Origin of the sequence: Streptomyces sp. MNU76 (assembly GCF_020982545.1) — a bacterium.
Lineage (GTDB): Bacteria > Actinomycetota > Actinomycetes > Streptomycetales > Streptomycetaceae > Streptomyces.
On record NZ_JAJKLK010000019.1, the window covers coordinates 1,249,827 to 1,263,583 of the forward strand.

8 protein-coding genes are annotated in these 13,757 nt (G+C 71.9%); 5 read left to right on the plus strand and 3 right to left on the minus strand.

The genetic code is table 11. The annotated features are described in order from the left end of the window. Window positions 1-30: 30 nt before the first annotated feature. The 4 genes from E4N62_RS32150 to moeZ all read left to right on the plus strand — a co-directional run bounded on the left by E4N62_RS32150 (window position 31) and on the right by moeZ (window position 6,629). Window positions 31-3,504, plus strand: a complete 3,474-nt coding sequence (locus E4N62_RS32150; protein ID WP_230219976.1) for a DUF3492 domain-containing protein — start codon at window positions 31-33, stop codon at window positions 3,502-3,504. A gap of 195 nt (window positions 3,505-3,699) precedes the next feature. After that, window positions 3,700-4,653 (plus strand): NAD(P)-dependent oxidoreductase, encoded by a 954-nt coding sequence (locus E4N62_RS32155; RefSeq protein WP_230219978.1) that lies wholly within the window; start codon window positions 3,700-3,702, stop codon window positions 4,651-4,653. Beyond that, entirely contained in the window at window positions 4,641-5,387 is a 747-nt protein-coding gene (locus E4N62_RS32160; RefSeq protein ID WP_230219981.1) for a spherulation-specific family 4 protein, read from the plus strand. Before E4N62_RS32155 ends, E4N62_RS32160 begins: the two co-directional genes overlap by 13 nt. Window positions 5,388-5,450: 63 nt before the next feature. Then, window positions 5,451-6,629 carry an adenylyltransferase/sulfurtransferase MoeZ gene (moeZ, locus tag E4N62_RS32165; RefSeq protein WP_184899170.1) on the plus strand — a complete coding sequence of 393 codons (1,179 nt, stop codon included), beginning with the start codon at window positions 5,451-5,453 and terminating at the stop codon, window positions 6,627-6,629. A 119-nt stretch (window positions 6,630-6,748) separates the two neighbouring features. Here the strand turns inward: moeZ and E4N62_RS32170 are convergent, their stop codons facing one another. The 3 genes from E4N62_RS32170 to E4N62_RS32180 all read right to left on the minus strand — a co-directional run bounded on the left by E4N62_RS32170 (window position 6,749) and on the right by E4N62_RS32180 (window position 12,895). After that, entirely contained in the window at window positions 6,749-8,275 is a 1,527-nt protein-coding gene (locus E4N62_RS32170; protein ID WP_230219983.1) for an alpha/beta hydrolase, read from the minus strand. A gap of 119 nt (window positions 8,276-8,394) precedes the next feature. Next, complete coding sequence (locus tag E4N62_RS32175; RefSeq protein ID WP_230219985.1) at window positions 8,395-9,945, minus strand: alpha/beta hydrolase; 1,551 nt, start codon at window positions 9,943-9,945, stop codon at window positions 8,395-8,397. A 130-nt stretch (window positions 9,946-10,075) separates the two neighbouring features. Further along, entirely contained in the window at window positions 10,076-12,895 is a 2,820-nt protein-coding gene (locus tag E4N62_RS32180; protein ID WP_230219987.1) for a lysylphosphatidylglycerol synthase transmembrane domain-containing protein, read from the minus strand. 185 nt (window positions 12,896-13,080) lie between these two features. On the opposite strand from E4N62_RS32180, the gene E4N62_RS32185 reads away from it, so the two are divergent. After that, window positions 13,081-13,446, plus strand: a complete 366-nt coding sequence (locus E4N62_RS32185; RefSeq protein WP_308185924.1) for an MGMT family protein — start codon at window positions 13,081-13,083, stop codon at window positions 13,444-13,446. Window positions 13,447-13,757: the final 311 nt, after the last annotated feature.

Consider the following 13,757-nt stretch of genomic DNA (forward strand, 5'->3'; position numbering starts at 1 on the left):
CTCCTCAAACGGGAGATCGGGGGTGCACGCGTGCGCATCGGACTGCTTACGGAGGGTGGCTATCCGTATGTGAGCGGTGACGCCAGGCTCTGGTGCGACCGACTCGTACGTGGGCTGGAGCGAGACGAGTTCGACGTCTACGCGCTCAGCCGGAGCGAGCGGCAGGAGGACGAGGGCTGGATCCCGCTGCCGCCACAGGTCCGCCGGGTCCGCACGGCCCCGCTGTGGACGGCCGAGGACGACGGGATCGTCCATGGCCGACGCGCGCGAAGGCGCTTCGCTGAGGCGTACGGGGAGCTGGTGGCGGCTGTCTGTTCGGGGGGAGCCGGCGGAACGGGCGGGGTCGGAACTGCGGGCGGGATCGGAGGTGTGACCGGAACGGTCCTCGAAGGGGCGGTCGCGAAGGGCCTCGACGGTCCCGCCGTGGATGGTCTCGATGGTGCGGCCGGTGCTGAGGCGGACCGTTTCGGCAACGCGCTGTACGGGCTTGCCGAACTGGCCCGGGACGAGGGCGGACTCGTCGGTGCGCTGCGTTCCGAGGCCGCCGTCCGCACGCTGGAGCGCGCCTGTCGCGCGCCGGGCGCACTGCGAGGGGCGCGCGAGGCTCGTGTCCCGGATCTGCTGACGGTCGCCTCGCATCTCGAACGCGCCCTGCGCCCCCTCTCGCTCGACTGGTACGAGGACGACGGGCTCGGCGCCGTCGACCTGTGCCATGCGGCGGCGGGCGGGTCGGCCGCGCTGCCCGGACTGTTGGCCCGTCACTTCCACGGGGTGCCGCTCCTGGTCACCGAGTACGGCGTGCCGCTACGGGCGCACTACCTCGGGACCTCGGGACAGGCGCCGGTACGCGCGCTCCTCGCGGCCTTCCACCGGCGGCTGACGGCGGAGGTGTACCGGCGGGCCGCCTGCCTCACCCCCGGCAACACCCATGCCCGCCGCTGGCAGGAGCGCTGCGGCGCCGACCGAGCCAAGATCCGTACGGTCTACCCCGGCATGGACGCCGCCCGCTTCGCCGAGGTGGGCGAGTCGCCGGCGTGCGCGGACCCCCACACGCTGGTGTGGGTGGGCCGCATCGAGCCCGCCAAGGACCTGATCTCGCTGCTGCATGCCTTCGCCGAGGTCCGGCGGGCGGAGCCGAGGGCGCGGCTCAGGATCGTCGGAGCGGCCGCGGGGGCCGAGGCCACCGCCTATCTGGGCCACTGCAAGGCCCTCGCCGCGCAGCTCTTCCCCGACGAGGCGGACGGTGTCCACGCGGTCGGCGACCACCCCGTCTCCTTCGAGGAGATCGGTGACCCGGCCGTTCCCGACCTCGCCGAGGCGTACGGTGCCGGGGCGGTGGTCGTGCTGTCGAGTGTGGTCGAGGGCTTCCCGATCAGTCTGGTCGAGGCCATGTTCTGCGGTCGGCCCACCGTCTCCACCGACGTGGGGGCTGTCGTGGAGGTCATCGGCGGCACCGGGCTCGTCGTCCCCCCGCGTAATCCGCGGGCGCTCGCCGAAGCGTGCGTGGCGCTCCTGCGTGAACCCGAGCGCCGTGCGCGCCTGGGCGCGGCCGCCCGCGCCCGTGCCCTCGAACTCTTCACGGTGGAGCAGAACGTCGCGGCATTTCGTGGCATCTACCTGGAGATCGTCTCCCACGCCCCCGTGCACAGGATCGTCCTCGACGACACCGGTGGACCACTGCCCTTCGGGTCCCCTGCCGAGTCCCACGTCCCAGGCCGCTGGACCGAGTCCCGCCCGATGGCGGGTGGCCTCGGGTCGCGGGAGTGGCTGGGGTGGCGGGAGTCGCCGGGGTCGTTGGGGTTGCCGGCGGGGCGGGGATCTCCGCGGCCGCGGCGGCGGGCGCCGGTGCGGTGGGGCCGGGCGGGGTGCCGTCGGACGGCCACGGTGGGCGGTTGGCTCGCCCGTGCGGGCTACGACGTCGGGCCGGGACGTGCTGTCCGGGCGGGACGGGATGCCTGGGCGGAGCCGGGTGCCGGGGCCGGACGCGGCGTTGCTGACGGGCGGGACTTCGGCTGCTGGGACCACGGCCTCGGCGGCGGCCACGGCGGCGGCTGCGACCACGGAGCCGGCAGTGGCCACGGGTTCGGCCCCGCGCACGGCTCAGGCGGCAGCGGCAGCGGCAGCGGCGGCCACGTCGGCTGCGGGCTCGGTGCGGGCTGTCGAGGAGCCTTCGGCTGTCACCGCCGAGGAGTCGGTCCCCGCCGCCGAGGAGTCGGTCCCCGCCGCCGGGGAGCCGGTGCCCGCGGGGGAGGGGGCGCGATGAGCGAGCTGCGACTGGACGGACTGGACGGACTGGACGGGTGCGATGCGAAGCTCCCGCCGGAGGCCGTGACTTCGGGCGACCCCCTGGCCTCGCGGGACCTCGTCGCCCCGCCCGGTCCTGCGCTCCGGGTGGACGACGACCTTGCCCCGCCCGAGGCCGCACCCCGGTCTGCTCCCCGGCGCGGTGCCGTGGACCCCGTGAAGGCCCTGATGCACCGGCACCGGGAACTCTGCGAGCGGGCGGTCGACCCCTTGGAGATCGCCGCCGGGCTGGAGGCCCACGGGGTGACCGACCGGACGGCAGCCCGCTTCCGGCACCGCGACGTGTTCTCGCTCGCCGAGGAGATGTACGCACGCGCGTCGCGCGACGGGGAGGAACCCACGGAGCGGGAGCTGGTGCCGAGCGCGCCCGGCGCACGCCGTGGCTGGGCCGTGTTCGCCCTCTTGCCGGGCGCCCTGTGCGCGGCGGGCGTCGCCGGAGTGCGGCTCACCGACGGCCAACCCCGTCTCGTGGCCGCGGCCCTCGGCGCCCTCGCGGTGGCGCTCGGCCTCCGTGCGGCACTCGACCGGGGTCCACTGCGCGCACCGTCCGGCACCGCGGGCCGCACCCGCACCTGGACGTGCTGGCTCATCGCCTACGCCCTTCTCGGCGACGGCCTGCTCACCGCCGGACTCACAGGCGGGCCCCACGGCCTCTGGCCCCTGGCCGTCGCCCCCGTACTCGCGCTCGCCCTGTCCTGCGCTCCCGCCGTCTGGTGCGCCCACCTCCTCTCCGCGCGGGCCCGCCGCAAACTCAGCAACAGCCGCGGCCTCGCGGAGTTCGCGGAGTCCATGAAGCCCCTGGTCCTCGGGGTGTCCGCACTCCACCTCGGTGCCCTGGCCGCCCTGCTGGCGCTGTGCGGGGCGGTCCTGGACGAGCCCACCGAGTACGCGGGCGCCGCCGCCCTCGGGGCGCTCCTGCTGCTCGCGCGTCTCCTCATCGCTCACGGCTTCTCCCAGGCCCCGGTGGTCGCCCTCCGCGCAGCCGCGCTTGCCGAGGCGGTCGCGCTGGGCACGGTCTTCGCGAGCCGCCTGCCCGGCTGCTCCTTCCTGGCCGCCCCCGTCGAGACGATCACCCGCGCCTGGGGTCCCGCGGCCGTACCCGCGCTCGTGTGCGGCGGCGCCGCGCTCACCCTGCTCGTCCACGCCACCCGCACGCTCACCCGGGCCTCGGCCCACGCCCTGCCCCCCGGGGCGACCTGACCCCCTCGGGCTTCGCACCACGGCCGTACCGCCACGCGAAATCCGAGCCCGATCGACGCACGGGGCTTCCGTCCCGGACGTCCCTTCCCGCCGGGCCGACACCGCGGGCCACCTCAGCACCCACGGCACCACCCCATAAGGAGAACGCCAGATGATCACCACCCGAACCGGAGAGCCCGCCCCGGGAGCCGCCCGATGAGGGTCCTGCTGATCGGAGCCAACGGATACCTCGGCCGCTTCGTCGCCGAACGTCTGCTCGCCGACCCGGCCGTCCAACTCACCGCGCTCGGCCGCGGCGACGACGCCGACGTACGGTTCGACCTCGCCACCGGCAGCCCCGGCGCGCTCACCCGCTTCCTGGACGCCGTCCACCCCGGAGTGGTCGTCAACTGCGCGGGCGCCACCCGGGGCGGCGCCCGCGAACTCACCCGGCACAACACCGTCGCCGTCGCCACCGTCTGCGAGGCCCTGCGCCGCAGCGGCTGCGGGGCACGTCTGGTGCAACTCGGCTGCGGCGCGGAGTACGGTCCCAGCCAGCTCGGGTCCTCCACCGCCGAGGACGCCGTGCCCCGCCCCGGCGGCCCGTACGGTGTGAGCAAGCTCGCCGCCACCGAACTCGTCCTCGGCTCCGGCCTGGACGCCGTGGTCCTGCGGGTCTTCTCACCCGCCGGCCCCGGCACGCCCGCCGGCTCCCCGCTCGGCCGTCTCGCCGAAGCCATGCGCCGCGCCATGCAGTCCGGCGACGGCGAACTCAAACTCGGCGGCCTCGGCGTCCAGCGCGACTTCGTCGACGTACGCGATGTCGCCCGCGCCGTCCACGCCGCCTCGCTCTCCGCCGCCCAAGGCGTGATCAACATCGGCTCGGGCCGCGCCGTGCGCCTCCGTGACGCCGCGGCCGTCCTCGCCCGCGTCGCCGGCTACGGGGGAGCCCTCCACGAACTGGACGCCCCGCCCCCTCAGGTCGACCATCGGCCACCCCGCCCCGAACCCGACCACGCCGCGCCCGTCTCCTACCCCTACCCGGACGGCTGCGGCAGCTGGCAGCAGGCCGATGTGCGCACCGCCCGCGACCGGCTCGGCTGGCGGCCCCGCATCAACCTGGAGGAGTCCCTCGCCGACATCTGGATGGAGGCGGCATGCCGTATCTGACCCCCGCCCCCTCGGGCATCGCCCGCACCGGCTTAAGCCAGGGCATCGGCGTCCCCGGCTATGCCCACCCCTCGTCGCTCCACTGGAATGGGGCGAACTCACCCGCCCGGCACCCCTTGCACTGGGTCGCCCTCGACGTCTCCGACGGCCCCGGCACCCGCCCCGACCGGCACTGTCTGGAGGCCGCCGGACGGTTGCGGAACGCGGGCGTCCAGGTCCTCGGCCGGGTGGACATGACTTTCGGGGCGCGTGCCTTCGCCGAGATCGCCGCCGACGCCCGCCGCTATCTCGACTGGTACCTCGTCGACGGCTTCCTCCTGGACCGCTGTCCCACCGAGCGCGGCTCCCTCGCCGAGACCGGCCGCGCGGTCACCACACTCCGTGCCCTCCTCGGCGGCGGCCACGTCGTCCTCGGCCATGGCACCCATCCGCATCCCGGGTATGTCGAGATCGCCGACCAACTGGTGACCTTCGCCGGCCCCTGGAGCGACTACCGGTGGTCGCAGGTGGCCGAATGGACCGCCGACCATCCCCCCGAGCGCTTCTGCCACTTCGTCCACGGCGTCCCGCGCGGTCACCTCGACGAGGCGCTGCGGATCGCCCGCTGGCAGGGTGCCGCCACGATCTACCTCACGGACCGCACCGACCGCCACGGGAGGATCGACCCCTGGGAGACGATGCCCGGCTACTGGGACGAAGTCGTCTCGCTGATTGGGACGGGTGTCTCGGAATGAAAAAGGGCGTGGCAGTGTTACGGGGAGAACAACTGTAGTGATTGACCGACCAACGGAGTCCCCGTGTCGCTGCCACCCCTGGTCGAGCCCGCTTCCGAGCTCACCGTAGACGAGGTCCGCAGGTACTCCCGCCACCTGATCATCCCCGACGTCGGGATGGACGGGCAGAAGCGGCTGAAGAACGCCAAGGTGCTCTGTGTGGGCGCCGGCGGCCTGGGCTCGCCGGCGCTGATGTACCTGGCCGCGGCGGGCGTAGGGACGCTCGGCATCGTGGAGTTCGACGAGGTCGACGAGTCGAACCTGCAGCGCCAGATCATCCACAGCCAGGCCGACATCGGCCGCTCCAAGGCCGAGTCCGCCCGTGACTCCGTCCTCGGCATCAACCCGTACGTGAACGTGATCCTCCACGAAGAGCGGCTCGAGGCCGAGAACGTGATGGACATCTTCAGCCAGTACGACCTGATCGTCGACGGCACGGACAACTTCGCGACCCGCTACCTGGTCAACGACGCGGCCGTGCTGCTGAACAAGCCGTACGTGTGGGGCTCGATCTACCGCTTCGACGGCCAGGCCTCCGTCTTCTGGGCCGAGCACGGCCCCTGCTACCGCTGCCTCTACCCGGAGCCCCCGCCGCCGGGCATGGTTCCCTCCTGCGCCGAGGGCGGCGTCCTGGGCGTGCTGTGCGCGTCCATCGGCTCCATCCAGGTCAACGAGGCCATCAAGCTCCTCGCGGGTATCGGTGAGCCGCTGGTCGGCCGCCTGATGATCTACGACGCCCTGGAGATGCAGTACCGCCAGGTCAAGGTCCGCAAGGACCCCAACTGCGCCGTCTGCGGCGAGAACCCCACCGTCACCGAGCTCATCGATTACGAGGCCTTCTGCGGCGTCGTCTCCGAGGAGGCCCAGGAGGCGGCCGCCGGCTCGACGATCACTCCCAAGCAGCTCAAGGAGTGGATCGACGACGGCGAGAACATCGAGATCATCGACGTCCGCGAGATCAACGAGTACGAGATCGTCTCCATTCCGGGCGCCAAGCTGATCCCGAAGAACGAGTTCCTCATGGGCACCGCCCTGGAGGCCCTCCCGCAGGACAAGAAGATCGTCCTGCACTGCAAGACGGGTGTCCGCAGTGCGGAAGTCCTCGCGGTCCTGAAGTCGGCCGGTTTCGCCGACGCGGTCCACGTCGGCGGTGGCGTGATCGGCTGGGTCAACCAGATCGAGCCCAGCAAGCCGGTCTACTAGCCGAACCCGAACAGGCCGGTTCACCGGACGAACGGCTTTCAGGGAGGGGCTCGGCACCACGGGTGCCGGGCCCCTTCGCGCTGCCCACCGGACAGCCGCAGGCCGGTGGCCGCACCGGTCTACTCGCAGACCTTGCCGTCCTTGGGCACCCTGCCGTCCAGCAGATACGCGTTCACCGACGAGTCGACACAGCTGCTGCCGCTGCCGTACGCGCCATGACCCTCGCCCTTCCAGGTGAGCATCACACCGACGCCCTCGCCCAGCTCCCCGGCCATCTTCCGCGCGCCCTCGTAGGGTGTCGCCGGATCCCCGGTGTTGCCCACCACGAGGACGGGGTCGGCTCCGGGGGCGCTCACCTCCGGTGAGTCCGTGAGACCGGGTACCGGCCAGTCGTGGCACCAGCCCGCCGTGTCCCAGCCCAGGAACTCGCCGAACACGGGAGAGATCTTCCGGAACTCGGGCAGCAGCTTCTTCGTCTCCTCCGGAGTCGGCCGCTGCTTCTGGTCCAAGCACGATATGACCCGTTGGGAGTGGGTCGTCGTGCCGTAGTGGCCCGACGGGTCCCGCTCGTTGTACCCGTCGGCCAGTGCCAGCAGCTCGGTGCCGTCGCCGTCCTCCGCGGCGTCGAGCGCGCTGGTCAGCGTGGGCCAGCTCTGCTCGCTGTAGAGCGGCAGGACGATCCCGGTGGTCGCCAGCGTCTGGGTGAGCTCACGGCCGGACGTCGTCGCCAGCGGCTCGGCGTCGATGCGCTCCAGCAGCTTCCCGATCTTCCGGGTGCCTGCCTCGGGGTCCTGGCCGGTGGACTTCAGGTAGTTGTCGAGGGCGCGCTGGAAGCCCAGGGCCTGGTTCTTCGCGTGGCCCACCGTGTCGGCGGTCGGGTCGACCACCGCGTCCAGGACCAGGCGTCCCACCTTCTCGGGGAACAGATGGGCGTAGACGCCGCCGAGCTCGGTGCCGTAGGAGATGCCGAAGTAGTGCATCTTCTCGTCACCGAGGACCTGGCGCATGAGGTCCATGTCGCGGGCGGTCTCGGTGGTGGAGACGTGCGACAGCAGTGCGCCCGCGCCCTTCTCGCAGCCCGCGCCGAAGTCGGCCGCGTCCTCGAAGAAGGCGGTCTCCTCGATCGCGTCGTCCGGTGTGGCGTCCACCGACTCGCCCGCCTGGATCTCCTTGTCGCTGCGGCAGCGCACCCCCTCGCTCCGGGCCACCCCGCGCGGGTCCCAGCTCACCAGGTCGTACCGCTTGTGCAGTTCGCTCGTCACCCCGGCGTACGACGGGAGCATGGAGACACCGGAGCCGCCCGGTCCACCGAAGTTGAACAGGAGGGAGCCGACCCGCTCGTCGGCGTCGCCGGTCGCCTTGCTGCGGATCAGTGCGAGCCCGATCTTCGCGCCGTCCGATTCGGCGTGGTCCAGCGGCACCTTCAGCGTCGCGCACTGCCACTCGTCGCCCGGCGCCGCCCCCTCCGACGTCGCCTCGCAGCGCCCCCAGTCGAGTTCCTGGGGCGCGAACGAGGACGCCGGTGCGGATGCGGAGGCCTTGCCGTCGTCCTTCTCGTCGTCGGCTCCGTCGTCCGTGCCGCCGCTGCAGCCTGCGACCAGCAGCACGGCTGCGGCCAGGGCCACCCCCCGTGGAAAACGCGCCATGAGCACTTCCCCCCTCTCGCTCCACCGCCCGACGGTTGTCCCGAATGGCGGTCATGCCATGGTATGCGGGCCGCCCGGAATGCCGAGACGGCCTGTGGATAACGTTCTGACCTGCATGTTCACGAGCAGACGCTGCCGTCTTTCGGTACCTTCCCCGTCAGCAGGTAGTCGTCCACGGCCGTCTGGACGCAGGCATTGTCGCTGCCGTACGCGCCATGTCCCTGCCCTCGGTACGTCAGCCCCACTCCGACCCCCGGTCCGAGCGCCTCGACCATCCTCCGCGCGCCCTCGTACGGTGTGGCCGGGTCGCCCGTGTTGCCGATCACGAGGATCGGGGCCGAGTCCCGGGCCCCCACATCGGGGTGGTCGGCCGCGCCGGCGACCGCCCAGTCGGTGCAGCTGAGCAGGGACCAGGCGAGCCACTCACCGAAGACGGGCGAGGCCGCCCGGAATTCGGTCAGTCTCGCCTCCACGTCCTCGGTGGTGTAGCGCGGCTTGTCGTCCGCGCAGTTGATGGAGACGTTCGCCGCGGAGATATTGCTGTACTCGCCGTTCTCGCTGCGCCCGTTCAACGAGTCGGACAGCAGCATCAGCACCTGGCCGTCGCCGTCGTACGCCTGTTCCAGACCCGCTGTCAGGTACTGCCAGAGATCCTGGGAGTAGAGGGCCTGGGCGATGCCGTTCCGCGCCTCGGTCTCGGTCAGGTCGCGCGGAAAGACCCCGGGGATGGGCTTTCTGTCGAGGTCGTCGAGCAGCTTGACGATCCGGGCCTCGACGTCCTGCTCGGTGTCACCCACCGGGCAGTCCGCCACCTGGGAGACACAGTCCCGGGCGTAGTTGTCGAGCGCCCGCTGGAAGCCCTTGGCCTGTCCGAGCGAGCCCTGCTCCGCGGTCTGGGTCGGGTCGACGACCGCGTCGAACACGGCACGTCCGACCTTCTCGGGGAACAGGTGCGCGTAGACGCCGCCGAGCTCGGTGCCGTACGAGAAGCCGAAGTAGTGGAGCTTGTCGTCGCCGAGGACGTGGCGCATGAGGTCCATGTCGCGGGCCGTGTCCGTGGTGGGGACGTGCGGGAGGGTCCTGCCGGAGTTCTCCTCACAGGCGGAGTTGAACGTCTTGGTGTTGTCGAGGAACTCCGTCCGCTCGGACGCGTCGTCCGGTGTCATGTCCTGCTGGAAGTACTCGTCGAGTGCCTCGTCGTCCTCGCACTGGATACCGGCGCTGCGTCCGACGCCGCGCGGGTCGAAGCTCACAAGGTCGTAGCGGGTACGCAGTTTCGCGTACTTCTCGCCGAACGAGGGGAGCGTCTTGACCCCCGAGAGGCCGGGGCCGCCGAAGTTGAAGACGAGTGAGCCGATGCGCCGGCTCCCGGAGGTGCTGGACCGGACCCGGATCAGTGCGATGCCGATGGTGTCGCCGTCGGGCTCGTCCCAGTCGAGAGGCGCTTTCATGGTGGCGCACTGCCAGCCGTCGCCGTCCGGCAGCGGTGAGGGCGCGGTGCCACCGCCCTGGGACTCGGACGGCGCCTCGCAGGTCTTCCAGCTCAGCTTCTGCTTCGTCAGGTCCCCGTCGTCCCCCGGAGCGGCACCGCTGCAGCCCGCCGCCGTCACGGACAGCAGCACGGCGATGGCTGTCACGGCGACGGCACGGGGGCGGGGTGCGAGGGGCATGCCACCCATCCTGGAGGCGCCCCGAGCGCATCGCTCGGGGCGCGGGCCGTGCGGGTGAGCTGAGAGGTGCCGCCGCGCGCGCGTGGACGGCGTGCGGCGGACGAGACGCCCACGCGCGCGTGGGCGTCCGCTAGAGCGCGCCCTTGCGTGACAGCTGGTTGAAGGCCAGCCATCCCGGCAGCACGGGCAGCCACAGGGTCAGCAGACGGAAGAGCAGCACGGCCGGCGCGGCGACCTCCTTGGGGAGGCCGACGGCGATCAGACCGACCGTCAGGGTGGCCTCCACGGCACCCACACCGCCCGGGGTCGGGGCCGCCGAACCGAGCGCGTTGCCCGCGAGGAAGACGACCGCGACGCTGGCGATGCTGATCGACACGTCCTCGTTGCCGAACGCGCGGATCGAGGCGTCCAGGCACATCACGAAGCAGCCTGTCAGGAGCAGCATGCCGCCGATGCCGGTGATCAGCTTCTGCGGCCGCTGCAGCACGTCGAGCATGCGCGGCACGACACCGGCGAAGAGCGACCGCACGCGCGTCACGACGAACTTGCGCAGGAACGGGATGGACGTCACCACCAGCACAAGCACCGCGACCGTCAACAGGCCCGCGATGACGGTGCGGGACGGCGACAGGGACGGCGTCTTCTCGGTACCGGTCATATAGCCGAAGGCCAGCAGCATCAGGATGTGGCAGCCGAGTCCGAAGAGTTGCGACGCGCCGACGCTCGCCACCGCGAGCCCCGGCCGCACCCCCGCGCGCTGCAGGAAGCGTGTGTTGAGTGCCACACCGCCGACCGCGGCCGGCGCCACGATCTTCACGAACGATCCGGCGACCTGCGCCCCGACGGTCCGCAGGAACGGCACCCGCTCCGGCACGAAGCCCAGCAGGCTCATCGCCGCCGCGACATAGCTCAGCGCGGAGAAGCACACCGCGGCGGCGACCCAACCCCACTCGGCGTTCTCGATGAGCGGTCCGAACTCGATGTGGGTGAGCTGGCTCAGCAGGAAGTACGCGCCGATCGCACCGGCGATGAGACTGATCAGCGTGCGCGGCTTGACCCGCTCCAGCCGGGCCGGTTCGACCGGTGCCTGGGGCCTGATCAGCAGTACCTGGTGGCGGATCTGGGTGAGCAGATCCTCCTCGCGGGCTCCTTCCAGGGCCTCGTCGATCGCCCGCTTCTCGGCCCGCTGCTCGGCCCGTACGGCCTTCTTGGCGGCCTTGCCCGGCTCGGCGGCCCTGCTGTGCTCCTCCGCACGGGCCTGCTTGGCAAGGTGGGACGCCTCCAGGACCGCCTCGCGCTCGCGTTCGGCGCGCTCCCTGGCGAGCCTGCGCAGCGTCGCGCGCGTGGAGCGCGACAGGGCGATGGGCTGGAGCATCGGCAGACAGTCGGCCACCGCGTCGGGGCCGAGCACGCTGACCGCCGAGGCCACCGCGCGTTCGGCGCCCACCCGCAGGCCCAGAGTCGTCAGCAATTGGGAGACGTCCATGCGAAGGACCAGGTCGCCCGCCGCGATCTCGCCCACGCGCAGATCGGTGAGGATCACCGTGCCGGAACGATCCACCAGAATCGCGTCACCCACGAGCCTGCGGTGCGCGATCCGCCGCGACTGCAGTGCTTTCACCTGGTGCCAGGTGTCCGACATCAGCTCGTCGGTGACCTCGTCGTCCGCCAGGGAGTCCAGGGTGCGTCCGCCGGTGTGCTCGTAGACGAGCATCACGGCGTCCGGTCCGAGCTCGGAGGTGGCGATCAGCTTCGGCGCGTTGGCGCCGGCCGCGATGGCCGCGTACGCGAGGAGGGCCTCCTGCTCCAGGGCCTGGCGCAGCGACTGGAGGCTGCGGCGGGTGGTGATGCCGCGCAGGGTCAGACGCCGCCAGACGCGGTAGAAGAACCCCTGGGCCTGCTGCTCCCGGTCCACGACGGTGACGTCCAGGGGTGGGCCGTCCTCCAGCGTCACGAAGTACCGGCGGCCCCGGTCCCCGCCCTCCGCCGTCTCCGGGATCTCCTCACGGGCCGCGCTCACGGGCTTGAAGCCGACCCGCCTGAGGCCGGCCATCAGCGTCCGGCCGGTCGGGCGGACGTTGGGGGAGCCGACCGCGTACAGCGTTCCGTAGGCGACGGTCCAGCCGATCAGCACCGTCAGGATGATCGAGAACGGTGTGGTGTAGCCCGTGACCAGCATCGAGAACGCGTCCAGCAGGAGCACGATCCACAACACGGCCCGCCAGCGGGGTCTGCGTGACATGCCGACGGCGGTCATGTACGCGATGACCGGCGCGAGGTAGCCGTGCACGGGGTCCGTGAGCGCGTGGATGTCGCCGGGGGAGGGTTGGGTGAGCGCCTCCTGGATCGAGTCCGGGGCGGCCCTGGCGACCCACAGGTCGGTCGCCAGCGTCACTCCGTGCGCCAGCACCGCCGCGAGCACGCCGTCGGCGATGCGCAGTCCGTCCCGCTTGATCAGCCGTTCGATCGCGAACGCGACCGGTACGAGCAGGATCGCGATGCTCGACCCCAGGCCGGCGAGCTTGATCAGAAGATCGGGCGCCTGCCCCGTGCCCTTGTTGATGTCCTGTTCGAGTCCGGAGGTGGTGCCGTGGGCGAAGGCGGCGATCGCCAGCAGGACGATGACCCCGAGGATGCCCACCGACAGCCGCATGAGGTCGGAGGGACGGTGCACGCGCGCGGGGAGCAGTGGTTCGTCGCCCTCGACCTCCTCGGCGTGCGCCTCGTCGAGGTCGTCCTCGTCCTGCCCGTCCCGCTGCTTCTCGTCCTCGTCGCCGTGCTCGTCCTCGTGCGCCGAGGGGGACTTCTTCCCGAAGGAGGGAGGGGTGGTGCCGGAGGCCTTCTCCGAGACGTTGTCGGTGCCCTCGTCGCCCCCCTCGGAGGCGTTCGGGCGCGACGAGGCGTCAGAGGTGCCCGACGCGTCATCGGGATGCACGCTCTGCTGCTTCATCGTCTCTTCTTGGTCTCGTATCACCGGTCACCGCCCGCACGATGGTGGCATGCCGGGTGGGCACACAGGGGCATCAGGGTGCAATGCGGGGGCGCACAGTCTGCCCGAAGACCGCACCCGCAGCGAGGGACGCACGCCTTGGCCACCACGTCCCATTGTCGGTGGGGTGGGGCAGGATGGGGCGGATGAGCGAGGAGAGCCTTCCGGCGGACGCCCTGCCGGAGTACGCGGAGCGGGTCCTCGAGGTCGCCGACCTGATCCCGCCGGGGCGGGTCATGACATACGGGGACGTCGCCGAATGGCTGGGGGAGGGCGGCCCGCGCCAGGTGGGCCGCGTCATGGCCCTCTACGGGGGCGCGGCTCCCTGGTGGCGTGTCGTCCGCGCCGACGGGGTCCTGCTGCCCGGCCATGAACTGAGAGCCCTGGACCACTACCGCGCGGAGGCGACCCCCCTGCGCGAAGCGAGCCGAGCCTCCGAGGGCCATGTCCCGCGCGTCGACATGAGACGGGCACGCTGGGACGGCGGTGGAGGCACGGAGGGTCACACCTGACAGCTTCCGCCATCCGACGGACCTCGGTGCGACCTCTGGCCCGTACGGGGGACGCGTGGCACGTCGGTGCCATGCCGTACGTTCGTGGGGCGAGGGACGCATGTGCCGCGCGCGTCGGGAGGGCTTAAGGGGAAGCCCTGCTTCCGCACCACCCGTCGGCGTAGCGTCGGCTGCGCGTGCCCCTCTCACCCCGCGGCCACCCTCCTCGCCGAGCGGCGCGCCGCACACCCGATTCCCGACCACCACCCCTCGACACCGGCGCACCGCGTCGACAGTGACACCCCGCACACCCACCAGGACCGGCGAACCAC

Coding starts and splice junctions, on each gene's coding strand:
- E4N62_RS32155 (WP_230219978.1), top strand. CDS start 3,700: ATGAGGGTCCTGCTGATCGGAGCCAACGGATACCTCGGCCGCTTCGTC.
- E4N62_RS32160 (WP_230219981.1), top strand. CDS start 4,641: ATGCCGTATCTGACCCCCGCCCCCTCGGGCATCGCCCGCACCGGCTTA.
- E4N62_RS32170 (WP_230219983.1), bottom strand. CDS start 8,275: ATGGCGCGTTTTCCACGGGGGGTGGCCCTGGCCGCAGCCGTGCTGCTG.
- E4N62_RS32175 (WP_230219985.1), bottom strand. CDS start 9,945: ATGCCCCTCGCACCCCGCCCCCGTGCCGTCGCCGTGACAGCCATCGCC.
- E4N62_RS32180 (WP_230219987.1), bottom strand. CDS start 12,895: ATGAAGCAGCAGAGCGTGCATCCCGATGACGCGTCGGGCACCTCTGAC.
- E4N62_RS32185 (WP_308185924.1), top strand. CDS start 13,081: ATGAGCGAGGAGAGCCTTCCGGCGGACGCCCTGCCGGAGTACGCGGAG.